General features: G+C 60.2%; 24 protein-coding genes. 6 read left to right on the plus strand and 18 right to left on the minus strand.

Annotated features, from left to right (window positions below; translation table 11 throughout):
* Nucleotides 1-76 precede the first annotated feature (76 nt).
* The 7 genes from AC3Y64_RS03045 to cbiE all read right to left on the minus strand — a co-directional run bounded on the left by AC3Y64_RS03045 (nucleotide 77) and on the right by cbiE (nucleotide 4935).
* Nucleotides 77-523: a DUF2946 domain-containing protein gene (locus AC3Y64_RS03045; protein ID WP_489986397.1), complete on the minus strand. Its 447-nt coding sequence runs from the start codon at nucleotides 521-523 to the stop codon at nucleotides 77-79.
* A gap of 21 nt (nucleotides 524-544) precedes the next feature.
* Nucleotides 545-1024: a copper chaperone PCu(A)C gene (locus AC3Y64_RS03050; RefSeq protein WP_489986398.1), complete on the minus strand. Its 480-nt coding sequence runs from the start codon at nucleotides 1022-1024 to the stop codon at nucleotides 545-547.
* Between the two features lie 48 nt (nucleotides 1025-1072).
* Nucleotides 1073-1471, minus strand: coding sequence for a DUF2946 domain-containing protein (locus AC3Y64_RS03055; protein ID WP_489986399.1), 399 nt, complete (start codon nucleotides 1469-1471; stop codon nucleotides 1073-1075).
* A 48-nt stretch (nucleotides 1472-1519) separates the two neighbouring features.
* Nucleotides 1520-1819: a hypothetical protein gene (locus AC3Y64_RS03060; RefSeq protein ID WP_489986400.1), complete on the minus strand. Its 300-nt coding sequence runs from the start codon at nucleotides 1817-1819 to the stop codon at nucleotides 1520-1522.
* 89 nt (nucleotides 1820-1908) lie between these two features.
* Nucleotides 1909-2637 carry a cobalt-precorrin-6A reductase gene (locus AC3Y64_RS03065; RefSeq protein ID WP_489986401.1) on the minus strand — a complete coding sequence of 243 codons (729 nt, stop codon included), beginning with the start codon at nucleotides 2635-2637 and terminating at the stop codon, nucleotides 1909-1911.
* A complete protein-coding gene (locus tag AC3Y64_RS03070) occupies nucleotides 2634-3731 on the minus strand; it encodes a cobalt-precorrin-5B (C(1))-methyltransferase (protein ID WP_489986402.1) in 1098 nt (365 codons plus the stop codon). The genes AC3Y64_RS03065 and AC3Y64_RS03070 overlap by 4 nt, the downstream gene beginning before the upstream one ends.
* Nucleotides 3724-4935, minus strand: coding sequence for a precorrin-6y C5,15-methyltransferase (decarboxylating) subunit CbiE (gene cbiE, locus AC3Y64_RS03075; protein WP_489986403.1), 1212 nt, complete (start codon nucleotides 4933-4935; stop codon nucleotides 3724-3726). Before cbiE ends, AC3Y64_RS03070 begins: the two co-directional genes overlap by 8 nt.
* 132 nt (nucleotides 4936-5067) lie before the next feature.
* On the opposite strand from cbiE, the gene cobG reads away from it, so the two are divergent.
* The 6 genes from cobG to AC3Y64_RS03105 all read left to right on the plus strand — a co-directional run bounded on the left by cobG (nucleotide 5068) and on the right by AC3Y64_RS03105 (nucleotide 11395).
* Nucleotides 5068-6366, plus strand: coding sequence for a precorrin-3B synthase (gene cobG / locus AC3Y64_RS03080; protein WP_489986404.1), 1299 nt, complete (start codon nucleotides 5068-5070; stop codon nucleotides 6364-6366).
* Nucleotides 6359-6985 carry a precorrin-8X methylmutase gene (locus AC3Y64_RS03085; protein WP_489986405.1) on the plus strand — a complete coding sequence of 209 codons (627 nt, stop codon included), beginning with the start codon at nucleotides 6359-6361 and terminating at the stop codon, nucleotides 6983-6985. Before cobG ends, AC3Y64_RS03085 begins: the two co-directional genes overlap by 8 nt.
* Nucleotides 6982-7716: a precorrin-2 C(20)-methyltransferase gene (locus AC3Y64_RS03090; RefSeq protein ID WP_371925612.1), complete on the plus strand. Its 735-nt coding sequence runs from the start codon at nucleotides 6982-6984 to the stop codon at nucleotides 7714-7716. The genes AC3Y64_RS03085 and AC3Y64_RS03090 overlap by 4 nt, the downstream gene beginning before the upstream one ends.
* Nucleotides 7716-9416, plus strand: coding sequence for a precorrin-3B C(17)-methyltransferase (gene cobJ / locus AC3Y64_RS03095; protein ID WP_489986406.1), 1701 nt, complete (start codon nucleotides 7716-7718; stop codon nucleotides 9414-9416). The genes AC3Y64_RS03090 and cobJ overlap by 1 nt, the downstream gene beginning before the upstream one ends.
* A 448-nt stretch (nucleotides 9417-9864) precedes the next feature.
* Nucleotides 9865-10641, plus strand: coding sequence for a hypothetical protein (locus tag AC3Y64_RS03100; RefSeq protein WP_489986407.1), 777 nt, complete (start codon nucleotides 9865-9867; stop codon nucleotides 10639-10641).
* 67 nt (nucleotides 10642-10708) lie between these two features.
* The gene (locus tag AC3Y64_RS03105) at nucleotides 10709-11395 is read left to right on the plus strand and encodes a hypothetical protein (RefSeq protein ID WP_489986408.1); all 687 of its coding nucleotides are present in this window, start codon (nucleotides 10709-10711) and stop codon (nucleotides 11393-11395) included.
* Nucleotides 11396-11419: 24 nt separating this feature from the next.
* On the opposite strand, the gene AC3Y64_RS03110 is transcribed toward AC3Y64_RS03105, so the two are convergent.
* The 11 genes from AC3Y64_RS03110 to aroQ all read right to left on the minus strand — a co-directional run bounded on the left by AC3Y64_RS03110 (nucleotide 11420) and on the right by aroQ (nucleotide 24373).
* Nucleotides 11420-12016 carry a MarC family protein gene (locus AC3Y64_RS03110; RefSeq protein WP_489986409.1) on the minus strand — a complete coding sequence of 199 codons (597 nt, stop codon included), beginning with the start codon at nucleotides 12014-12016 and terminating at the stop codon, nucleotides 11420-11422.
* Nucleotides 12017-12079: 63 nt separating this feature from the next.
* Nucleotides 12080-14857, minus strand: a complete 2778-nt coding sequence (locus AC3Y64_RS03115) for a hybrid sensor histidine kinase/response regulator (protein ID WP_489986410.1) — start codon at nucleotides 14855-14857, stop codon at nucleotides 12080-12082.
* 99 nt (nucleotides 14858-14956) lie between these two features.
* Nucleotides 14957-16252, minus strand: a complete 1296-nt coding sequence (gene purD / locus AC3Y64_RS03120; RefSeq protein ID WP_489986411.1) for a phosphoribosylamine--glycine ligase — start codon at nucleotides 16250-16252, stop codon at nucleotides 14957-14959.
* Nucleotides 16253-16404: 152 nt separating this feature from the next.
* Complete coding sequence (purH, locus tag AC3Y64_RS03125) at nucleotides 16405-18012, minus strand: bifunctional phosphoribosylaminoimidazolecarboxamide formyltransferase/IMP cyclohydrolase (RefSeq protein ID WP_489986412.1); 1608 nt, start codon at nucleotides 18010-18012, stop codon at nucleotides 16405-16407.
* A gap of 83 nt (nucleotides 18013-18095) precedes the next feature.
* Nucleotides 18096-18416, minus strand: coding sequence for a DNA-binding transcriptional regulator Fis (gene fis / locus AC3Y64_RS03130; protein WP_003221275.1), 321 nt, complete (start codon nucleotides 18414-18416; stop codon nucleotides 18096-18098).
* Complete coding sequence (gene dusB, locus AC3Y64_RS03135) at nucleotides 18413-19423, minus strand: tRNA dihydrouridine synthase DusB (RefSeq protein WP_489986413.1); 1011 nt, start codon at nucleotides 19421-19423, stop codon at nucleotides 18413-18415. Before dusB ends, fis begins: the two co-directional genes overlap by 4 nt.
* 185 nt (nucleotides 19424-19608) lie before the next feature.
* Complete coding sequence (locus AC3Y64_RS03140; RefSeq protein WP_489986414.1) at nucleotides 19609-20886, minus strand: DUF3426 domain-containing protein; 1278 nt, start codon at nucleotides 20884-20886, stop codon at nucleotides 19609-19611.
* Nucleotides 20887-20916: 30 nt separating this feature from the next.
* Nucleotides 20917-21795 carry a 50S ribosomal protein L11 methyltransferase gene (gene prmA, locus AC3Y64_RS03145; protein ID WP_007914600.1) on the minus strand — a complete coding sequence of 293 codons (879 nt, stop codon included), beginning with the start codon at nucleotides 21793-21795 and terminating at the stop codon, nucleotides 20917-20919.
* Between the two features lie 242 nt (nucleotides 21796-22037).
* The gene (accC, locus tag AC3Y64_RS03150; protein WP_064388761.1) at nucleotides 22038-23396 is read right to left on the minus strand and encodes an acetyl-CoA carboxylase biotin carboxylase subunit; all 1359 of its coding nucleotides are present in this window, start codon (nucleotides 23394-23396) and stop codon (nucleotides 22038-22040) included.
* Between the two features lie 17 nt (nucleotides 23397-23413).
* Complete coding sequence (accB, locus tag AC3Y64_RS03155) at nucleotides 23414-23872, minus strand: acetyl-CoA carboxylase biotin carboxyl carrier protein (RefSeq protein WP_158960838.1); 459 nt, start codon at nucleotides 23870-23872, stop codon at nucleotides 23414-23416.
* A gap of 48 nt (nucleotides 23873-23920) precedes the next feature.
* Complete coding sequence (gene aroQ / locus AC3Y64_RS03160; protein ID WP_007914604.1) at nucleotides 23921-24373, minus strand: type II 3-dehydroquinate dehydratase; 453 nt, start codon at nucleotides 24371-24373, stop codon at nucleotides 23921-23923.
* Nucleotides 24374-24516 lie beyond the last annotated feature (143 nt).

The following is a 24516-nucleotide window of genomic DNA, read 5'->3' on the forward strand; positions in this document are numbered from 1 at the left end:
CCATCAAACAGTCGTAAACGACACGGCCGGCAGCCTGAAGCTGTCTTCTCAACCGTGTGCAATCAAAGGTGCATGTTTACGCGGCGATGGGCGGGGCGCGGCTGCGGGCGCCGGGGAAAAAGGTCTGCCGGGCATGGCCCAGACGCGGGGAGGGCGGAGTGAAGGTGTTCTGCGGAGGGATATTGAAAGCGACGAAATCGCCACCGCCGGTCAGCGCCGGGCAATTGAACAGCAGGCTGCAGTAGCCGCATTTTTCCCACAGCACGTGGTGCGAGGATTGTGGCGGGCAGTGTTCGGCGCTCGGTTTCGCGTCATGCCCCGAGTGATCCATACCGGGCATGTCCATCGACATGTCCATGCTCATCGGCATCGAAGTCGAGGCGTGTTGATCCATCGGCATCGACTGAGAAATCAGTGGGCCGATGAAGATCATCAACATGGCGAACAGGGCGATCCAGCTGCCGCGAGTCAGTGTTTGAGTCTGACGGCGTTGCCGGAAGGGCCTGGCGCTCAGCGGGCGCATGGGCGGAGTCTGCCGCAGGGCTTACTGAGCGTGTGCGTGAGTCTGTGTGGTTTCCGGGGGCTTTTTCTGCACCGAAACTTCGACGGTGACGTCGCCGGCCTTCTCGAAATGCATCGTCAGCGGGAAGCGTTTGCCATCGCTGAGCAGACTGCGATCGGTCGGGTTGAGCAGCATCACGTGATAGGCCATCGGCGCAAACGTCACGTTGCCGCCAGCCGGAATCTCCACGCTCGGCACTTGCTGCATTTTCATCAGATCGCCCTGCATGACGTGTTCGTGCAGCTGCGCTTCTGGAGCAATCGGCGAGTCGACGCTGAGCAGGCGGTCATCCGTATTGCCGGCGTTGTGAATGATGAAATAGGCGGCGACCGTCGGCGCATTCGGTGGCAGTTCCTGCGACCACGGATGAGCGATTTCCAGTTCGCCGGCCTTGTATTCATGGGCATGGGCAAAGCACGCCGGCAACAGCAGCGCAGCGACGACGATGAGTTTGTTCAACATGGCAGTTCTCCAGAACGATTTGAAACGCAGGTCAATTGCGCGAACAAATCAAACCAGAGGGGAGGCACGGGGATTGAGACTCGGCCATTGCTGGCGCGGGGTAGGGGTTTGCAGTGAAAGCGGCGCGACGCTGCGATTGCTTTCGTAGCGGGCGAAATACAGCTGCGGCGAATGCCCCGGCAACGCCACCAATGGCGCTGAGCCTGAGCAACACCAGCAATGCTGCATGTTCGAATGCGTGTCTTTGAGCGGAGTTTTTTGATCGGTGGCGCCAATGTTGATCGCCACCATTTTCGTCCCGCTACCGGTGCAGAAACTGCTCCAGAGCAATTGCTCGGCCGGTGAACTGGCCGCCTGCGCCATCGCCCCGGTCATCGGCATGGCGAGCATGTTGAACAGCACTGCAAAGCAGGCGATCCAGGCAATTGCTAGCCGTTGTCGGTTCATGGGACAGATCCATTGGGTGGGCGATCAGGCGCGGGCTATTTAGCCTGATCAGGGCCGATAAGTAAAAAAGCGTCGTGCGGTTTGGTGTCGCAGCGCTTCCTGCAAGAGCTTGAGAAGCCTGCGCCCCAGCTCGATTTCGCCGTTATAAATGAGTGTAGCGGCTTCAATTCGCATTGCCTGAGCGAAATTCGGGTCGTTTTCTATTCGTGCGCGAATGGTCTGCTTGACGTCTCGAAGTGCTACCCGGTTGAGCTGCCCATCGCCGGAGTCTTCGATCTCACAGGATGTGCAAACTTTGCCGACGTCTTCGCGAGCAGGCTCGCTCCCACAGTGGTCGGTGGCGAACACGTAGTCTGTGTACGTCGCGAACCTTGTGGAAGCGGCGGTGCGACGATTCGACTTGCTCGCGAAGGCGTCCGTGAGAACTGCGCTTGTTTTTAGATAAGGTTAAGGGGCGCAAGGGCCATGAGAATTTCGTCGACCGAGGCAAACTCCCGATCAACTTCTGGCAACCCCGGCCGCTTCAACACCAGCACCGGAATCCCACGCTCGCGCGCCACTTCCAGCTTCGACTCGGTGGCGGTGCTGCCGCTGTTCTTGCTGATCAGCACATCGATATGCCGCCGTTCGAACAGTGCGCGCTCATCCTCCAAGAGAAACGGCCCACGGGCGCCGATCACTTCGCAGCGTTCGTTGCCGGGATAGACGTCGAGGGCGCGCAGGGTCCAGAACTGGTCCTGAGGGATTTCATCGAGGTGCTGCAGTGGTTCGCGGCCGAGGGTGAACAGCGGTCGGCGAAACGGCTTGAGCGCGGTGATCAGCTCAGCCCAGTCGCTGACTTCGCGCCAGTCATCACCGGGCTGCGGCTGCCAGGCCGGACGGCGCAGGGCCCAGCAGGGGATGCCGGCCAGTCGCGCAGCGGTCGCGGCGTTCTGGCTGATTTGCGCGGCATACGGATGCGTGGCATCCAGCAGCAGACCGATGTCTTCGTCGCGGATGAACTGCGCCAGACCTTCGGCGCCACCGTAACCACCGACACGCACCTGACAGGTCAGATCTGTCGGCACCCGGCCCACACCGGCGAGGCTGTAGACATGTTGCGGCCCAAGAGTGCGGGCAATCGCCAGCGCTTCCGTCACGCCGCCCAGCAGCAGAATCCGCTTCATGCAAAACCTCCGGCCTGTCCGACGATGCCACCCTGACGATCAATCGCAAACACCTCGACCTGCACCTGAGCTGGCACCACGCTGCGGGCGAACTCCAAGGCATGGCGACAGACTTCATCTCCAAGTGCGATCCCCGCCGCACTGGCCATTGCCAACGCCTGCTGACTGGTATTGGCCTCGCGAATGCCTTGCTGCAAGGCCTCATCGGCGCCAATCGCGGCGGCCCACTCCGCCAGTTGCGGCAAATCGATACTCGAATGCCGCGAATGCAGATCCATGTGCCCAGCCGCCAGTTTGCTGATCTTGCCGAAGCCGCCGCACAGGCTGAGCTTATCCACAGGCACTTTGCGTAAATGCTTGAGCACCGCGCCGACGAAATCGCCCATCTCGATCAGGGCGATTTCCGGCAGGTTGTAGACCCGACGCATGGTGTCTTCGCTGGCGTTGCCGGTGCAGGCGGCAATGTGCAGATAACCGTTGGTCTTGGCGACGTCGATGCCCTGATGAATCGAGGCGATGTATGCCGCGCAAGAGAAGGGCCGGACGATGCCGCTGGTGCCGAGGATCGACAAGCCACCGAGAATGCCCAGACGCGGATTCATGGTTTTCAACGCCAGCGCTTCGCCGCCCTCAACGTTGACCGTCACGTCGAAGCCGCCGCCATAACCGGTTTCGGCGGCAAGCAGCGTCAGGTGATCGCTGATCATTTTACGCGGCACCGGATTGATCGCCGGCTCACCGACGCCGAGCACCAGTCCCGGTCGGGTCACGGTGCCAACGCCGGCGCCGGCATTGAATCGAATCCCCGGTTCGGCCAGCAGCCGAACCCGCGAGTAGAGCAGGGCACCGTGGGTGACGTCGGGATCGTCGCCCGCATCCTTGATTGTCCCGGCCTCGGCGCCGTCGCTGGTGAGGCGGCAGAATTCCAGGCGCATCTGCACCTGTTTGCCTTTGGGCAGAACGATCTGCACGGCATCCGCCGACTGCCCACCGAGCAACAGACGCGCGGCGGCAAGGCTGGTGGCGGTGGCGCAGCTGCCGGTGGTCAGGCCGCTGCGTAACGGCGCGGGTTGTTCGGCGGTTTCGTCACGCATCGAGGGGTTTGACCAGATCGAGCAGGGTGATCGGCAACGCCTGGCGCCAGGTGTCGAACTCGCCGAGCGGCTGCGCCTGAGCGACATGGATGCGCGTCAGCTCGCCACCGTAACGTTCACGCCAGCTCATCAGGGTGACTTCGCTTTGCAGGGTCACTGCGTTGGCGACCAGACGGCCGCCGGGTTTGAGGTGTTCCCAACAAGTTTCGAAGACGCCCTCACGCGTGACGCCGCCGCCGATGAAAATCGCGTCGGGGCGTTCCAGTCCGGTCAGAGCTTGCGGCGCCTTGCCGCGAATCAATTGCAGGCCGGGTACGCCCAAGGTGTCGCGGTTGTGTTCGATCAACTGCTGACGACCGTTATCGGCTTCGATGGCCAAGGTGCGACAACTCGGGTGCGCGCGCATCCATTCGATGCCGATCGAGCCGCTGCCGGCGCCGACGTCCCAGAGCAGTTCGCCGGGGGTTGGCGCGAGGCGGGCGAGGGTGATGGCGCGCACATCGCGTTTGGTCAGTTGGCCGTCATGCCGGAAGGCTGAATCGGGCAGGCCGGCGAGACGCGTGAGTCCGGCAGTGCCGGTATCAGCCAGGCATTCGAGGGCGATGACGTTGAGGTCGGCTGTCGGCGCATCGTTCCAGGCGTTGGCGGTGCTGTCGATGCGCCGCTCGGCGTCGCCGCCCAGGTGCTCCAGAACAGTCATCCGGCTCGAACCAAACCCACGTTCGCGCAACAATTGCGCGACCGCCGCCGGGCTCTGGCCGTCGTTGCTCAGCACCAACAGACGCACCCCGCTGAACAGCTGCGCATTGAGCGCCGCCAGCGGTCGGGCGACCAGCGACAGCGTCACTACGTCCTGCAACGGCCAGCCGAGGCGCGCTGCGGCCAGCGAACAGGACGACGGCGCGGGCAGGATCAGCATCTCTTCGCTCGGCAACTGCCGTGCAAGGCTGGCGCCGACGCCATAGAACATCGGGTCACCACTGGCCAGCACGCACACCGCTTCGCCGCGCCGCTCCAGCACCGGCGCGAGGGAAAACGGGCTGGGCCACAACTGGCGTTCACCGCGAATGCACACCGGCAGCAAATCCAGTTGGCGCTGGCCACCGACGACCCGCGAGGCGTTCATCAAGGCGCGCCGGGCGTTTTTGCCCAGGCCCTTGAAGCCGTCTTCACCGATTCCCACTACCGTCAGCCAGGGTGACATCTATATTCCTCTAAACAGGCCGTTCCGACGGGCAGACTTTTCATGCCACCGGACAAAGCAGGCATAATACCGCGCCTTCGCCCGCGAAGCGCCTTTCCCACGCAGCCGGTCAGCCCCTTGAACGAACGCCCGATGTCCATCGCCTTACGCCCCTCGGCCTGTCCGGGGTTGTTGCGTATCGTCCAGGCGCTGGATGGCGGCATTTGTCGGATCAAACTCAATGGCGGATCGCTCAGTGCCGATCAGGCCGATGCGGTGGCCGATGCCGCCGAACAGTTTGCGGGCGGGGCCATTGAAGCGACCAACCGCGCCAATCTGCAGATTCGCGGGATCGGTGAGCAATCCGCTGAACTGATCGAGAGTCTGCTGGCGGCCGGTCTTGGCCCGCGCACCGCCGCCGGTGACGACGTGCGCAACCTGATGCTCAGCCCGACTGCGGGAGTCGACCGGCAGATGCGCTTCGACACCCGCCCTCTTGCCGCGCAGGTCCTCGAGACGTTGCAAAGCCACCCGCGTTTTCACGAGTTGAGTGCCAAGTTCGCTGTGCAACTGGATGGCGGCGAGGCTTTGGCGATGCTCGAGCACCCGCATGACTTATGGTTGTCGGCGTTTGAACGCGACGGCGAAACCTTGCTGGCGTTCGGTCTGGCCGGATGCCCGAGGGACCGTGCCGCTGGCGCAGTGACCTTGGAAAACAGTCACGCGCTGGTGGTTGCGGTGCTGGAGTTGTTCCTTGATCTGGCTCGGCCGGAACAAACGCGGATGCGCCATGTGCTCGACGAACTGCCGATGCTGGCGTTTCTCGAGCAGCTCAGGGCCCGGGTGCCGATCAAAGCAGTCAGCGCCTGGACGCGCACGTCGACAGCAAACGATTTGCACATCGGTGCTCACCCGCAAAACAGCTCAGGCCGGGTGTACATCGGTGCAGTTCCAGCGCTGGGGCGTCTCGATCCTTCAAGGCTGCGCGGCGTTGCGCAACTGGCGCGCCAGTTCGGTGATGCAACGCTGCGCTTCACGCCCTGGCAAAGTCTGCTGCTGCCGAATGTCAAAGAGACCGACGCCAGCGCCGTCCTCAAGGGCTTTGAACGACTGAACCTGCTGAGTCGCGCGAGGGAGCCACTGGCACACCTGATCGCCTGTACCGGTTCCGCCGGGTGCGCCAAGGGATTGGCCGATACCAAACAGGACGCCCGTCATCTGGCGACGTTGCTGCCCTCGGCACTCGACGTGCACCTCTCCGGTTGCCGACGTTCCTGCGCCGCTGCCCACTGTGCCTCGACGACCTTGCTGGCGGTCAGTCCCGGTCATTACGACCTCTATTATCGCGATGCAACGCAGCCGGGTTTCGGCGCGTTGCACGCACGCAACCTTACTATTGAAGCGGCCGCGACCTTGCTCGCCGGCCGCGCTCGGAGCCCCATCGATGCTTGATTACATCCGCGACGGTCAGGAGATCTATCGCAACTCCTTCGCGATCATTCGCAGCGAGGCCAATCTGGCGCGCATCCCGGCCGATCTGGAAAAACTCGCGGTGCGGGTAATCCACGCCTGCGGCATGGTCGAGGCGATCGACGGTCTGCAATTCTCCGACGGCGCGGGCAAGGCCGGGCGCGATGCGCTGGCGGCTGGTGCGCCGATCCTCTGTGATGCGCGGATGGTCTCCGAAGGCGTGACCCGCGCACGCCTGCCAGCCAACAACGAAGTGATTTGCACCCTGCGCGATGACAGCGTGCCAGAGCTGGCGCGTGAACTGGGCAACACACGCTCGGCCGCAGCGCTGGAGCTGTGGCGTCCGCACCTGGAAGGCAGCGTGGTGGTGATCGGCAACGCGCCGACTGCACTGTTTTATCTGCTGGAAATGCTCGACGCCGGTGCCCCGAAACCAGCGCTGATTCTCGGCTTCCCGGTGGGCTTCGTCGGCGCGGCCGAATCGAAAGCCGCGCTCGCCGCTGACAGCCGTGGCGTGCCGTTCGTGATCATGCAGGGCCGCCTCGGCGGTAGCGCGATGGCCGCCGCTGCGGTCAATGCCCTCGCCACGGAGATCGAATGATGCAGGCCAAAGGACGTTTGATCGGCCTGGGCGTCGGCCCCGGTGATCCGGAACTGATTACCGTCAAGGCCCTGCGCCTGCTGCGCGAATCGCCGGTGGTGGCGTACTTCGTCGCCAAGGGCAAGAAAGGCAATGCATTCGGCATCATCGAAGCGCATTTGCAGGACGCGCAAAACCTGTTGCCGCTGGTGTACCCGGTAACCACAGAAGTGCTGCCGGCGCCGCTCTCGTATGAGCAAGTCATCAGCGACTTCTACGATGAAGCCGCCGAAACCGTGGCCGCGCATCTGGATGCCGGTCGCGACGTGGCGGTGATCTGTGAAGGCGATCCGTTCTTTTACGGTTCCTACATGTACCTGCATGACCGCCTCGCCACACGTTATGAAGCGCAAGTAGTGCCGGGCGTCTGCTCGATGCTTGGTGGTGCTTCGGTGCTGGGCGCGCCGCTGGTGTATCGCAACCAGAGCCTGTCGGTGCTGTCCGGCGTGTTGCCGCACGAAGAATTGAAGCGCCGTCTCGCCGATGCCGATGCGGCGGTGATCATGAAGCTGGGGCGCAACTTCCCCAAGGTGCGGCAGGTGCTGGAAGAACTCGGTCTGGCCGAGCGGGCCCTGTACGTCGAGCGCGCGACCATGGCCAATCAGAAGATTGTGCCGATGGATCAGGTCGAGCCGATGTCCTCGCCGTACTTCTCGCTGATTATCGTGCCGGGCGAACGGTGGCAGGGCTGATGACTCAATCCACACCCGCCATCGTCATTCTCGGCCAGAGCGCGCTGGCCACGGCTCGGCGCATTCAGCAGGTCTATCCGGCGGCGCAGATCCATGGTCTTGCCGGCCGGGTTGAAGGCGCCGATCTTGCTTACCCGGAATTCGGTAAAACCCTGCGTGAACTGTATCAACAGGACATGCCGATCATTGCCCTGTGTGCGGCGGGCATTGTCATCCGCACATTGGCGCCGTTGCTGATCGAGAAGGGCGCGGAGCCTGCGGTGCTCGCCGTTGCCGAAGACGGCAGCGCCGTGGTGCCGCTGTTGGGCGGGCTGGGCGGGGTGAACGTCATGGCGCGCAAGATCGCTGACGCGCTGCAAGTGTCGGCGGCCATCACCACCAGTGGCGAATTGCGTTTCGGCACCTGTCTGCTCAATCCACCCAGCGGCTATGCGCTGGCGGACCTGGAGCAGGGCAAGCGCTTTGTCTCCGATCTGTTGGCCGGGCACAGCGTGCGCATCGAAGGCGCGGCGCCATGGCTGGATCAGGCGCAGTTGCCAGAAGATCCGCAGGCGCAGCACTCGATTCATGTCAGCAGCGCTGAACGTGAAGTCAGCGCCAACGAATTGCTGATCTATCCGCGCAGCGTTGCGGTGGCGGTCAGTGCAGAAATCGTGGATCTGCCAAACGCCGTTCGCGCAGCGTTGCAGCAGGCGAAAGTCGCGCAGCAATCGCTCGCCTGTCTGCTCGCTGCTGACCGTGACATGGCCTCGGCGAGCCTGCGCGAGGCCGCGCTTGAACTGGGCGTGCCACTGAGATTTGTGGCAGCGCCAAGTGACCTCGAAGCTCTGGCGACAGTGGCCGTACCGGCGGCGAAGATCGTCCGCGCGAACAGCCTGGCCATTGCGATTGCCGAGCAGCCGCTGGACGTTGCGAGCATCGGTCGGCCACGCGGGCGTCTCGCAGTGATCGGCCTCGGCCCCGGCGCTGCCGAGCTGATGGTGCCCGCCGTCAAAGCCGAATTGGCTCGCTGCACCGACGTGCTCGGCTATGAAACCTACGTGCGCATGGCCGGCCCGTTCCGCGACGATCAAGTGCAGCACTGCACCGACAACCGCGAAGAGATGCAACGCGCCCGCCATGCCTTCCGGCTGGCGGCCGAGGGGCGTTCGGTGATCGTGGTGTCGTCCGGTGACCCCGGCGTGTTCGCCATGGCCGCAGCGGTGCTCGAAGCGCTGCACGAATCGGACGATCCGGCCTGGCACAGTGTCGATCTGGAAATCCTGCCGGGTGTTTCCGCTTCGCTCGCCACCGCCGCTCAGGCCGGTGCGCCGCTGGGTCATGACTTCTGCGTGATGTCGCTGTCGGACAACCTCAAACCGTGGTCGATCATCGAGAAACGCCTCGATCTAGCCGCCGAAGCGGATCTGGCGCTGGCGTTCTACAATCCGATCTCCCGCGCCCGTCCGTGGCAACTGGGGCGCGCGCTGGAAATCGTCGCGCAGCATCGCCAGCCGCAAACACCAGTAGTTCTGGGGCGCGACATCGGTCGGCCCGGGCAAACGTTGCGCACTACGACATTGGGCGCATTGACCCCGGATCAGGTGGACATGCGCACAATGGTGTTGATCGGATCGTCCACTACTTGCACGTTCCCTAGAGCCGCCGGCGGGGATTGGGTCTACACGCCGCGCTGGTATGGCGAAAAACCGGTTTCCTGATGTTCAGCGGCCCGTCGGGCCGCTTCCCTCTTGCTTTGGGATGCAAACTTCCCACTTGTTGTGCAGTTGCAAGTCAGACGTGTGTCGATGGCGGGTCGGTGCTCGATACAATCTGAATATGAGCGCGCGTATCTGCTTGAGATCTTTAAAACCTGGTGATCCAGATCAAAGCTAAGCGCTGTTAAATAAGTTGATCTTCTGCTCCGTTGGAGTTTCTGGGCGGTAACGGAATCTGCGCCAAAAATACTTGAGTAACTGTTGATGTTGTTTCGCTGTATTTTTTCTGGTTCGGACTAATATTGTTTTGTGCGTATTTTTTTACTTGGTAAGGGCTGTAATTATTTATAACTTATTCGTGCCGGGTTTGGTTTGACTGGCGTGTCGGTCTTTGGTTAATTTGAGTCTCCACATTAAGTGGTGCATGTTAATTATATCAAGGAAGTTAATTATGAATACTGAAGTTAAAGTTGCATTTGATCGCGTTGCACAGGAGCTTTACTTTAAAGATGTCGGGCTAGAACTGGCTCAGCGACCTAAAATGCGCTCTGGTCTGTTTTCTGTTTCCGAGCCCAAGCGTGTGGGTAGTTCGTCCGGTGATATTATTGGCGACGGTGTTGTTGTCTACGAAGAAACATTGAGCGCACAGCAGCGCCAAGACGCGGGCGACAGTTTGTTGTTTGCTGAAATGCGCGCAGATGCTGTCTGCAACAAAAACCGGAAGGATCGGGAAAAATGGTATGCCGAGTATGATCGTGCGCTGCTGAATTGCGGCTTCCGTCTAAAAGATCTGACCTTTACCGATTTTAAAAGCAAGGAAACAAAGCTGACGGTCAACAAGGCAATTCTACAAATTCTTCAAACGATCGCAGGCCCTAATCCAGCCAAGATTATGAATATGATGTCGATAGCTTTCGGCACGCTTAAGGAGGATGAAGAGGGCCTGAAGTTGATTGAACGAAAGTCTAGCGAGAATAATGGCGGTACCTTCAAAGGTGTCCCTTGCATCCTCGATGGCGGTGAATTGACAGTGTTGATGGCTTGCCTGGACCTGAAGAGCAAAAACACCTTGGTCAATGGCTTCTGGGGTGAATACAACGCAGAAGAACTGAAAATCTATCGTGCGGCAGGAGCTCGAGTCATCAATCAGGATGCCTTTGGTTATGTGCGTGATCGAGTGCGTGGTTATATTTACGGTAGTCAGGATGACTATTTCAAGAATCTTTGATTTTTGAGCTTTGGGGGTCTGCCGCGCGGACCCCTTTTGATTGATTTTGGTAAGTAAGGAGTTTTTTTTGAATTACATGGAAGATATTTGTCCACAAATGATTAACTCAAGCGGCGGCTACGCGCTTGGCGGTGTTTCAGTCGTCGGTGATTGTCTGGTTTCATTCTCTCGCGAAGTAACCCCTCAGGATCGCCAGGATATTGAAGATTCACTTCTTTACGCGGAACTGGAAGCGAACGCGAAATATGACCGAAAAAAAGATGGTCAGAAATGGTTTCTCGAATTTTGCACTGTTCTGGTGAGTATAAATTTTGCCCCCCGTAGCCTAGTACCTCGCACGCGGAAGGTTATTAATAGTACACAGGAGCTACGAGAAAACATCATTGAAATCGTTGGCAAAGAGAGCCCTCGATTGGCGGAGTTTACAAGGCAGACATATGAGGCGCTGAAATTGAATGATTTGGCGAAGGATTTTTTCAAGGGTGATCTTGTAGATGGTCTGGCGGGTATCGTGAGAAATGCGCCTTGTGAAGTCGTCGAACCGGACACTGTTTCGGTTTTTCTATGCGCTATACATTACAAAGCGGTTGCAACGTATCTGGATTATTTTTTCTGGGAGGATATAACGCGAACGCTGGAGATCGTTTCTGATGGCGGGCAGTACGTATTTGATCGTAAGAGGTTCAATGTCTACCGAGAGCCCGTGCGAAGAAAAATCGCAGCTCATGTAGATAAGTACATGAGACTCGCATAAATCAAACGATACTTTTCTGTTGTTTCAATGAATCAAATAACCCTTGATGCCGGTAAATATAATCTGCGCCGCCAATGCGCAAACAAACAGTCCCATCAGCCGGCTGACAATCTGCAAGCCCTGATCGCCCAGAATCCGTTCTATGCGATTCGACAGATACAACACCACGCCAACGGTGAAGCTGGCGAGCGCAATACTCATGATTGCGGTGATCTTGTCGTCCCAGTGCGGCTGGCTGACACCCATTACCAAGAGCGCACCGATAGTGCCGGGGCCAACCGTAATCGGGATGGTCAGCGGCACAATGGTCACGTCTTGCTGCACGTTGTCGGCCTGTACCGCTGATTTGCCTTGTGCCATGCCCAGCGCCGAGATGAACAACACGCTGCCTGCACCGATCCGGAACGCGTCAACCGTAATACCGAAGACGTCGAAGATCACCCGCCCGAACAAATACAGCAAGACACTGGAGATCAGCGTGGCGATGGCGACTTTCCAGGCCAGACGCCGTTGTTCCTTGCGTGAATAACCGCGGGTGAGGGTAATGAAGCACGACAACACGAAGAACGGGCTGTAAAGCACCAGCATCTTCAGGTAAACGCTGAACAACACATGGAGCATGGTGCAGGCTCACTGGCGAGAAAAGTCGTGGAGGAGTCTATCAGGCGCTTGCGGGTCTGTCGGTCACGACGGTTGCGTTGTGGCGCGGATCTGCTGATCACGTTGCGCCACCCAGTGCTCGATCAACTCGCGCAGTTGCGACAGTTCCACCGGTTTGGCCATGTGTCCGTCCATGCCGGCCTGGCGTGCGCGTTCCTTGTGTTCGGCAAGGATGTGCGCGGTCAGTGCGACGATCGGTGTACGAATGCGCTGGTTGCTGACTTCCCACGCACGCAATTGCTGCGTTGCGGAAAAGCCATCGAGGATCGGCATTTCGCAATCCATCAACACCAGATCGTAGCGCTGGGCCTTCATCGCTTGCAGCGCTTCTTCGCCGTTGCTGGCGGTGTCCGGCTGCAGGTTGAGCTTGCCGAGCATGCCGCGAATCACTTTGGTCGAAATCGTGTTGTCTTCGGCGACGAGGATGCGGAAATCGCTCGGCACTTTCGCGGCCGTGGCCGGGGTCACCACTTGCGGCTGGAACACCACCTGGCCTTTGTTGCGCTGGTTGAGTTCGTCGGCGAGGGTGGTCTTGAGGGTATAACCGGCCACCGGTTTGGCCAGAATCCGTTTGATACCCGAGTTGCGCGCGATGATCTTGCTCGGCGCGTTGCTGATGCCGGTAAGCATGATCAGCAGGATGTCGTGGTTCAGGCTCGGGTCTTCCTTGATCTTGGCCGCGAGCTGCATGCCGGTCATGCCGGGCATGTTCTGATCGAGCAGCACCACATCAAAGTAATCACGCAGATGCGCCTTGGTACGCAGCAACGCCAGCGCCTCCTTGCCCGAAGGCACAGCGCTGACATTCAGCCCCCACGCACTGCATTGCTGGACCAGCACTTTGCGGCAGGTGTCGTTGTCATCGACCACCAAAACCCGCGCGCCTTGCAGCGGACCGTCGAGGTCTGAGGTCGGATGTTCGAGGCGATCCGGGTCCAGCGGCAAGGTCAGCCACAGTGTGCTGCCCTGGGTAGCACCGCTCTTGATACCGAACTCGCCTTGCATCAGGCGGATCAGTTGCCGTGCAATCACCAGCCCGAGATTCCCACCCAAGCGGTTGGCCGACAGGAAGTGCTTGCTGTGCAGTTCGGCGTGCATCAACGCGTCACGCTCTTCCTGCTCCATCGGTGCACCGCTGTCCTGCACAGCGATGCGCAGGCGCGGTTTGCTGCTGCGCTCGTCGAGAGCAACGACGATCAGCACTTCACCTTCGTCGGTTTTTTTCAGGGCGTTTTCCAGCAGGCTCAACAGCGTCTGGCGCAGGCGTGTCGGATCGCCGCTGATGACCCGTGGGACTTGCGGCTGGATGAAGCTGATCAGTTCGACGTTTTGCTGTTCAGCCTTGGCGCGGTAGATGCTCAGGCAGTCATCGATCAGGGCGTTAAGGTCGAACTGCACATCATCCAGTTCGATCTGCCCGGATTCGAGCTTGGAGATGTCGAGGATCTCATTGATCAACGTCAGCAATTCATTGCCGGCGCTATGGATGGTTTGTACGTAGTCGCGCTGTTTGACCGACAGTGGCGTGCCCAGCAACAGCTCGGTCATGCCCAGCACGCCGTTCATCGGCGTGCGGATTTCGTGGCTGATCTTGGCGAGGAATTCGGCTTTGGCGTTGATCTCGGCGTTGCTCGCGGCGAGGTCGCGGCTGACGCTGAAACGGCTTTCGGTGATGCTGCGCTGACGCTCGCCCAGCGCAATGCTCATGAGCAGGCCACTGATGCAGACGAACACCATCAGCGTCATGATCAAGCCCTGTGGCGACACGAGGGTCAGGCCCAGCAGCGCGGGCAGGATGATCAGCGTGCCGATGTTGAACACCACCATGGCGGCCACGAAAAGCCGCGCCGGGCGGTAGCCTTTCTGCCAGTGATAGAACGCGACGAACAACATGCTCAGGCCGGCCAGTGCTACCAGCGCATAGGTAATGATGTTCAGCGGCAAGGTGTTGACGAACAACAACAGCAGGCTGCAGGTGACGATGAACAGGATGTCGCCCAGCAACAGTTTGTTCAGCGGGTGCGGGCCGAGCGGGGCGAAGAATCGATAGGCGAACATCAACCCGGCCGGAGCCGTCATCAGCAACGCCAGATAGGCGCCGGGAGTCTGGATCGCGTGCCAGTTCGGCAACCACGGGCCGACGAGGTTGAGCAGCAGCAACAGGCTCAACCCGAGCAGGCCCTCGCAAAGCGCCAGCCACAGGCTGCTGCGCGAGCGGGAATAGGCGTAGCGCACCAGGTTGTGCAGCAGCAGCATGCCGAGGCAGCCGAACAACAGGCCGAAGAGTAGCGTCTGATTGTGGTTGGCCGCACTCATGACGGCTGATTGCAGGGTCACGTGCGGGCGCAGTTGATGGTCGGAGACCATGCGCAGATAGACATCGAGGGGTTTGTCGCTCAAGGGCAACGGCAGCATGAAGTCGCTGCTTGGCAGTGGCCGTTCGGCCTGAGGCTGGTCGGTGCCGGTGTTGCGTTGCTCGATCAGCTTGTCGCCGTCGAGCACGTAGAGATTGAGCTGTGACAGGTCCGGGGCGAAGATCCGCAGCACTTGCTCGTGCTTGCCGGGCGCCAGTCTGAAGCGCAGCCACAAGGCGCCATCGGGCTCGGCAGCCGTGAGGCGCTCAAGGTCGATGGGACTGAATTGATTGGTGTAGCGAGCCGAGCGGATATCGCTCAGTTGCAGACTGCCTTGGTCGTCAAGCAATACAGACCAGCCACTGCCTTGCGCGGCCTGGGCCGGGAGCATGCAGAGCAAGGTCAGCAATGTGACGGTGAAGCTTATGGCAATCCTGAGCCAGCGCACGGCGAAATCCCTTCGTAGGTTGATGCCAGAATATAACGATGCGCGGCGGCGGAACAGCCCGGCGAGGAAGGGTATCCCTCGCCGGACTTGATGCACAGCTTATTCCTGGGTTTCGCCACGTTCACGGGCAATGGCGCGGTAGCCAATGTCCTTGCGGTAGAAGCTGCCTTCCCAGTCGATGGCCGCCGCCAGCTTGTACGCTTGCTGCTGAGCTTCACCGACGCTTGCGCCCATTGCAGTGGCGCAGAGTACGCGACCACCGGCAGTGACGACCTGGCCATCTTGCAGCGCAGTACCGGCGTGGAAGACTTTGCCTTCCAGCTTCGCTGCCGCGTCCAGACCGTTGATCGCCGCGCCTTTGGCGTAGTCGCCCGGGTAACCGCCAGCGGCCAGCACGATGCCGACGCTCGGGCGTGGATCCCACTGCGCTTCGACCTTGTCCAGCGCCTGCGCCAGAGCAGCTTCAACCAACAGCACCAGGCTCGACTGCAGACGCAGCATCACCGGTTGGGTTTCCGGATCGCCGAAGCGGCAGTTGAATTCGATAACCTTAGGGTTACCGGCCTTGTCGATCATCAGACCGGCGTAGAGGAAACCGGTGTAGACGTTGCCTTCTTCGGCCATGCCGCGCACGGTCGGCCAGATCACCAGATCCATCACGCGCTTGTGTACGTCGGCGGTGACCACCGGGGCAGGGGAGTAAGCACCCATGCCGCCAGTGTTCGGGCCGCTGTCGCCGTCGCCAACACGTTTGTGGTCCTGGCTGGTGGCCATCGGCAGCACATTCTTGCCGTCGACCATAACGATGAACGACGCTTCTTCGCCGTCGAGGAACTCTTCGATCACTACGCGCGACCCAGCGTCACCGAAAGAGTTGCCGGCGAGCATGTCGCGTACGGCGTCTTCGGCTTCAGCCAGGGTCATGGCAACGATCACGCCTTTACCGGCGGCCAAGCCATCGGCCTTGATCACGATCGGAGCGCCCTTCTCACGCAGATAAGCCAGGGCCGGCTCGATCTCGGTGAAGTTCTGGTAGTCGGCGGTCGGAATCTTGTGGCGCGCGAGGAAATCCTTGGTGAAGGCTTTCGAGCCTTCCAGCTGCGCAGCACCGGCGGTCGGACCGAAGCAATCCAGGCCACGGGTGCGGAACAGGTCGACGACGCCAGCCACCAGCGGCACTTCCGGGCCGACGATGGTCAGGGAAACGTTTTTCTCGGCGAAGTCGGCCAGTTGCTCAAGAGCCAGCACGTCGATGGCGACGTTCTCGCACTTGGCTTCGATGGCGGTGCCAGCGTTGCCCGGAGCGACGAACACCTTCTGTACGCGCGGATCCTGAGCCACTTTCCAGGCCAGGGCGTGTTCACGGCCACCGCTGCCAATGATCAAAACATTCATTTCAAAAACCTCGGATGACGCTAATTCTGTTGAGCGCCGCAGGGCGCTTTTCTGTGGGAGCTGGCTTGCCAGCGATGCAGGCGACTCGGTTCATCAGTTGGACCGAGGAGATGCTATCGCTGGCAAGCCAGCTCCCACAGTGGATCGTGTGATTAGTGGCGGAAGTGGCGCATGCCAGTGAAGACCATGGCGATGCCGGCTTCGTCGGCTGCAGCAATCACTTCAGCATCACGCATCGAGCCGCCCGGCTGGATCACTGCGGTGATACCGACCTTGGCCGCGTTATCCAGACCGTCGCGGAATGGGAAGAACGCGTCCGAGGCCATCACCGAACCTGCAACTTGCAGACCGGCGTGCTCAGCCTTGATCGCGGCAATACGCGCCGAGTTTACGCGGCTCATCTGGCCAGCGCCGACACCGATGGTCTGACGGTTCTTGGCGTAGACGATGGCGTTGGACTTAACGTACTTGGCGACTTTCCAGGCGAAGATCAGGTCGTGGATTTCCTGTTCGGTCGGGGCGCGCTTGGTCACGACTTTCAGGTCATCGGCGCTGATCATGCCGATGTCACGGCTCTGTACCAGCAGACCGCCGTTGACGCGCTTGTAGTCCCACGCAGCAGCGCGGTCAGCCGACCACTCGCCGCAGGCCAGCAGGCGCACGTTGGCTTTCGCCGCAACAATCGCGCGGGCTTCTTCGCTGACGCTTGGAGCGATGATCACTTCAACGAACTGGCGCTCGACGATCGCTTTGGCGGTCTCGGCATCCAGTTCACGGTTGAAGGCGATAATGCCGCCGAACGCCGACTCGGTGTCGGTGGCGTAAGCCAGTTCGTACGCCTGACGAATGCCGCCTTCAGCGTCCGGACTTACAGCCACGCCGCACGGGTTGGCGTGCTTGACGATGACGCAGGCTGGCTTGACGAAGCTCTTCACGCATTCCAGCGCGGCGTCGGTATCGGCCACATTGTTGTACGACAGCTCTTTGCCTTGCAGTTGGGTCGCGGTGGCGATGCCGACTTCGGCAGGCTTGGCTTCCACGTAGAACGCTGCACTCTGGTGCGGGTTCTCGCCGTAGCGCATTTCCTGAGCCTTGATGAACTGGCTGTTGAAGGTGCGCGGGAATTCGCTGCGGCCTTCAGTGCTCAGGGTCTCGGCAGTCTGATTCACGGTGCCCATGTAGTTGGCGATCATGCCGTCGTAGGCCGCAGTGTGTTCGAACGCCTTGAGCATCAGGTCGAAGCGCTGAGCGTAGGTCAGGCCGCCGGCTTTCAGGCCTTCGAGGACGCTGGCGTAATCGCCGGCATTCACCACGATCGCTACGTCTTTATGGTTTTTCGCTGCTGAACGGACCATGGTCGGGCCGCCGATATCGATGTTTTCGATGGCGGTCGGCAGGTCGCAGCCTGGCTTGTTGATGGTGGCTTCGAACGGGTAGAGGTTGACGGCAACCAGATCGATCGGCTTGATGCCGTGCTCGCTCATGATCGCGTCGTCGGTACCGCGACGACCGAGGATGCCGCCGTGGATTTTCGGGTGCAGGGTTTTCACCCGACCGTCCATCATTTCGGCGAAACCGGTGTAATCCGCGACTTCCACTGCGGCAACACCGTTGTCGCGCAGCAGCTTGAACGTCCCGCCGGTGGAGAGGATCTCGACGCCCAGAGCTTCAAGCTCCTTGGCGAATTCGAGGATCCCGGTCTTGTCGGAAACGCTGATCAAGGCGCGGCGGATCGGCAGGCGGGTAGTCTGGTCGGTCATCTCAATTTCCATCAAAAGCAAAGGAAGTCAGCAAAAAAGGCGACCGTTTTTTACGCGGGCGCCTTTCTGGTTTGATTGAATGCTTACAGCAGATCGTACTGCTTGAGTTTCTTGCGCAGCGTGCCGCGGTTAAGTCCCAGCAGCTCACTGGCCTTGGTCTGGTTGCCCTTGACGTAGTTCATCACGCTTTCGAGCAGGGGAGCCTCGACTTCGGAGAGCACCAGGTTGTACACATCCGTGACGGACGCGCCCTCAAGGTGGGCGAAATAATTGTGCAGCGCCTTCTCGACACTCCCGCGAAGGGTCTGACCTTCTTCGCTCGGGGTATTGAGGTGCTGTTTCAAATTCACGTTGTCGCTCACGGGTGCTGTTCCACTCACTAAAGTCTCGGTCATCATCGTCATGCGGCCACCCCTTCTTCGTCCCCTGTCAGGCTCTTGTAACGCTCGGCGAAGAACTCCCGAACGTTGGCGCATTGTGTTTCCGTACCATCCAAACGATTGAAGTGGGCGCGAAACTCCTTGGCGCCCGGCAAGGTTGCGAGATACCAGCCCACATGCTTTCGAGCAATGCGCACGCCCATCACGTCCCCATAGAAAGCGTGAAGTGCAGCCAGATGCTCTAGCAGAATGTGTTCCACCTCGATCAGTTCCGGTGCCGGCAATTTCTCGCCTGTGCGCAGGTAATGATCGATCTCGCGAAAAATCCATGGCCGCCCTTGGGCGGCGCGGCCTACCAACAGGCCATCGGCACCGGTCGCGTCGAGCACGTAACGGGCCTTCTCTGGCGAATCGATATCGCCATTGGCAAACACCGGAATCGACACCGCCTGCTTGATCGCGGCAATCGTGTCGTACTCGGCTTCGCCCTTGTACAGATCGGCGCGAGTGCGGCCATGCACTGCCAGCGCGGTGATCCCGGCCTGCTCGGCGATCTTCGCCACGGTCAGCCCGTTCTTGTTGTCGCGATCCCAACCGGTGCGGATCTTCAGGGTCACCGGCACATCAACTGCCGCCACGACGGCGTGCAGGATCTCGGTGACCAGTGCTTCGTCCTTCAACAACGCGGAGCCGGCAGCCTTGTTACAGACCTTCTTCGCCGGGCAACCCATGTTGATATCAATAATCTGTGCGCCGAACTCAACGTTGGCCCGGGCCGCATCCGCGAGCATCTGTGCATCGCCACCGGCAATCTGTACCGAGCGCGGCTCGGGATCGCCTTCGTGGATCATGCGCAGGCGCGACTTGCGGGTGTTCCACAAGCTCATGTCGCTGGTGACCATTTCCGAGACTACGAGCCCTGCGCCCAAACGCTTGCACAGCTGACGAAAGGGCTGATCGGTGACGCCCGCCATCGGGGCGAGGATCAAGCCGTTCTGCAATGTATATGGGCCGATGCGTACCGCCGACATAGGACTTCCCTGAAGTGGGGCCGGATCATGAGAGTTCGAAAAAGGGTTGGCATGATACCCGCTCTCGATGACTGGATAAAGGCTGAATTGAACAAAATCTGAACAGTTATTCTGTTATTGCCAGTGGTTTGGTTGCACCACGTGCAGTCAGAAATCTGCCGTCAATCGGGAAACGGTGAAGCGATTCACTCGGGCGAATGAAAACTCAGGCTGTAATTCACCGCTTTCGGGCCTGGATCGAGGATATCCAGCGCGATGTGGATCGGCGTCTGCGGCGGCATTTCCGCCATGCCTTCAAGATCGCCATTGAGGTATTCGCCGGGTTTGAAGCGACGACTGGCGATCAAGTGGCCGTTGAGGTCGGCAAAGCGCAGTTCCAGCAAGGGAAACGGCTGGGAGAACGTCGCACGGTTATAAATGATCGCATCGACCACCAGCGCACCGCTGAATTCAGGGTGACTGCGCACGACCAGATTGCTGCTCTTGATCCGCGCGATGTCGACCTTGGACGGCACTGTGCAGCCGATCTGCGGGCAAAGTTGCTGGAACCAGGGCCGGTATTGATCCTGGCGCGCCAGTTCCTCGAAATGATAGGCAACATATTGGCCTCCCAGACCGGCGGCGGCGATGAGTACCAGCAACAGCCAAAGCAGGCGTCGACCCCAAGGGGAGCGACGCTTCTGCCAATCAAGTTGCAGTGGATCGTCAGTCAGATCCCGAAGCGCTTCGGCCCGCACGCTGGTTTCTGCGCGTTCGCGTTTTTTACGCAGCGGCGCGATCGACGGGAGAGCGTCGTCATCACTTTCGTCGCTGGCCGCAAAGCGTTCGCGGCGAGCGTTCGGGTCGATCGGGTCGTGCAGGCGCAGTTGCGGAATGGCCGGCTCGTCATCCAGATCCACCGGTTCCAGCGAAAGCGAGGGTTCGGTGCGCTCGGATTTGACCGGTTCGATGTCGGCGACTTCTGGCTCGTCTGCCTCGGGCTTGGCCGTGTGCTCATCGGCGCGTTCGCTGAACAGGCTGTCGCGCCAGACGGTTTCGTCCGGCTCCGGGCTGTCGCGGCGTGCGCTCAGGGAATCTTCGCGTTGACGACCGAATTCGGTGGTCGGCTGGATTTCCCGTTGTTCGAGGCGAGCGAGTTCCTCGTCCAGATCAAGACTGTCGAGGTCCAGCTCCGAGGCGCTCCATTGCTTTTGGCTGATGGCGCGCGGCACAGCTGGTTCGACGACGGGCGGCGGCTCGATAACGGGAGCAGCCTCGATGATCGGTAGTGGCTCAACAATCGATGGCGCAACCGGCGTCACCGCGTCCTTGCCGGCGTGTTGTTCCAGCAGCTGTTTGGCCGCGTTGAACACTTGCAGGCAGGAGCCGCAGCGAACCACCCCGCGGGCCACGCTCAATTGAGCATGGCTGACACGGAAACTGGTTTGGCAATGCGGGCACTGGGTGACGAAGCTGTCGGTCATGCGGCGATCCGGATTATGCAGGCGGACATATTAGCGCCGACGGCCGGTGATGCGCACCCAGCCATCGCGATTGGCGATCGGATCGAGATCGAAGTCCTGCGCGTAAGCGGCGGCGACTTCATCACCTTGCTCGGCAAGAATGCCCGACAGCGCCAGACGCCCGCCGGACTTGACCAGCCCGGACAGTTGCGGCGCCAGCGAAACCAGCGGGCCGGCCAGAATGTTGGCGACCAGCACGTCGGCTTGGACCTGCGGCAGATCTTCCGGCAGGTACAGCGGGAACAGCTCGTCGGCGATGTTGTTGCGCCCGGCGTTGTCGCGCGAGGCTTCCAGCGCCTGCACGTCGATGTCGGTGCCGACGGCTTCTTTGGCGCCGAGCAGCAGGGCGGCAATCGCGAGAATCCCCGAGCCGCAGCCGAAATCCAGCACGTTGCAGTCTTTCAGGTCTTGGCCGTCGAGCCATTCCAGGCACAACGCGGTAGTCGGGTGCGTGCCGGTGCCAAAGGCCAGGCCCGGATCCAGCAGCAGATTGACTGCATCAGGCTCAGGCGCGGCGTGCCAGCTCGGCACGATCCACAAGCGCTGACCGAAACGCATCGGTTCAAAACCGTCCATCCAGCTGCGTTCCCAATCCTGATCTTCGATGACTTCGCTGTGATGCTCGGGCAGCGGGCTGCCGGTCAGCAGTTCCAGGTGGGCCAGAACCGGTGCCGGTTCAGTGCCGCCTTCGAACAGCGCCAGCAAATGGGTGTGCGCCCACAGCGGCGTGGTGTTGAGTTCCGGTTCGAAGATCGGCTGATCTTCGGCGTCCATGAAGGTCACCGACACGGCGCCCACTTCAAGGAAAGCGTCTTCGTAGGTTTCGGCTTGTTCCGGGCTGATGGCGAGACGTACTTGCAGCCAAGGCATGGCGGGCACCTTTGAAAAAATATTGATTGCAGCCTAGCGGCCTGCGAGAAGCGCGCAAGTTTACGCGAGCGCGCGGCAGAACACGAACATGGTTGAAGATCAAAAGATCGCAGCCTTCGGCAGCTCCTACACTGAAATGCGATCCCCTGTAGGAGCTGCCGAAGGCTGCGATCTTTTGATTTTCTTTACTGCAGAAACAACAAAGCCGCCCGAAGGCGGCTTTGTCTGGTGCGGGCTGAAGCTTAGTGCTTCTCGCCAGCCAGCTTGTGCTCGAGGTAGTGAATGTTCACACCGCCCTTGCAGAAGCCTTCGTCACGAACCAGATCACGGTGCAGCGGGATGTTGGTCTTGATCCCGTCAACCACGATTTCGTCCAAGGCATTGCGCATGCGTGCCATGGCTTCGTCGCGGGTCGCGCCGTAAGTGATCAGCTTGCCGATCAGCGAGTCGTAGTTCGGCGGAACGGCATAACCGCTGTACAGGTGCGAATCGACGCGAACGCCGTTGCCGCCTGGCGCGTGGAAATGCTTGACCGTACCCGGGCTCGGCATGAAGGTTTTCGGGTCTTCAGCGTTGATCCGGCATTCCAGCGAGTGACCGCGGATCACCACGTCATCCTGCGTGAACGACAGCTTGTTGCCAGCGGCGATGCTGAGCATCTCCTTGACGATGTCGATACCGGTGACCATTTCCGAAACCGGGTGCTCCACCTGAACACGGGTGTTCATTTCGATGAAGTAGAAACGACCGTTCTCGTACAGGAACTCGAAAGTGCCCGCGCCGCGGTAACCGATGTCGATGCACGCCTTGACGCAACGAGCCAGGACTTCCTGACGCGCTTTCTCGTCGATGCCCGGTGCCGGCGCTTCTTCGAGAACCTTCTGGTGACGACGTTGCAGCGAGCAATCGCGGTCGCCCAGATGGATGGCGTGGCCCTGACCGTCGGACAGAACCTGCACTTCGACGTGACGCGGGTTGGTCAGGAATTTTTCCAGATACACCATCGGGTTGCCGAACGCCGCGCCAGCTTCGGTGCGGGTCAGTTTGGCGAAGGCGATCAGGTCTTCTTCCTTGTGCACCACGCGCATGCCGCGACCACCACCGCCGCCAGCGGCTTTGATGATCACCGGGTAGCCGACTTCACGACCGATGCGCAATGCCGTTTCTTCGTCTTCCGGCAGTGGGCCGTCGGAACCTGGAACGGTCGGTACGCCCGCTTCGATCATCGCGTGCTTGGCCGATACCTTGTCGCCCATCAGGCGAATGGTGTCGGCTTTCGGGCCGATGAAAGCGAAGCCGGAGTTCTCGACCTGCTCGGCAAAATCGGCGTTTTCCGCGAGGAAACCGTAGCCTGGGTGGATGGCGGTGGCGCCAGTCACTTCAGCAGCAGCGATGATGGCCGGGATGTGCAGGTAGGACTGAGCGGCAGACGCCGGGCCGATGCAGACGGATTCGTCTGCCAGACCCAGGTGCATCAGCTCTTTGTCGGCCTTGGAGTAAACGGCGACGGTCTTGATGCCCATCTCTTTGCAGGCACGCAGAATCCGCAGGGCGATCTCACCGCGGTTAGCGATCAGAACTTTTTCCAACTTCGCAGTCATCAAAGGCTCTCCGCAGTTCAAACGATGGTGAACAGCGGTTGGTCGTACTCAACCGGCTGGCCGTCTTCGACGAGGATGGACTCGATCACACCGCTGGTTTCAGCTTCGATGTGGTTCATCATCTTCATGGCTTCGACGATGCACAGAGTGTCGCCTTTCTTCACGGTCTGGCCGACTTCAACGAAGGCTGGCGAGGCTGGCGAAGATTTACGGTAGAACGTGCCGACCATCGGCGAACGGGCTACGGTGCCGTTCAGCACTGGAGCAGCAGCGGCAGCCGGGGCTGCAGCAGCAACCGGAGCAGCAACAGGCGCAGCGGCCGGTGCTTGCATCGGAGCCGGCGCGTAGTACTGCTGAGCCGGGGTCTTGCTGTGACGGCTGATGCGTACGGACTCTTCGCCTTCCTTGATCTCGAGCTCGTCGATGCCGGACTCTTCCAGCAATTCGATCAATTTCTTAACTTTACGGATATCCATGAATCATCAACTCCCAAGGGTCGGTCAGGGGCGTTTAACGCTTGTAAATCAAGTCGTTGCCTGTGTTTCAAGCTGTTCTAGCGCAGCCTCCAGGGCCAGTCGGTAACCGCTGGCGCCAAGGCCGCAGATCACTCCCACCGCTACGTCGGAGAAGTAAGAGTGATGGCGGAAAGGTTCACGTTTGTGCACGTTGGACAAATGCACTTCGATGAATGGGATGCTCACTCCCAGCAACGCGTCACGTAATGCGACGCTTGTGTGCGTAAAAGCTGCTGGATTGATCAGAATGAAATCGACGCCTTCGCCACGTGCGGCGTGGATGCGGTCGATCAATTCGTACTCGGCATTGCTTTGCAGATACAGCAGATGATGGCCGGCTTCACGGGCGCGACGTTCCAGATCCTGATTGATCTGCGCCAGGGTCGTTGAACCATAAGTACCGGGTTCGCGGGTGCCGAGCAGGTTCAGGTTGGGGCCGTGCAGCACCAGTAGGGTTGCCATCTGCGTTGTCCTTGTTATGGGTGAGCAATGTTCAGAACCCGGCGACTATGCCGCAAAGACTTTGTGACTGTCCAGTTCTATGCAATAGCCAGCACGATGGGCGATGTTTGCGTGAAATATTTGACCAAGTGATTTGATCCGGT

It is taken from the genome of Pseudomonas sp. 4CAES_32.4, from assembly GCF_058136335.1.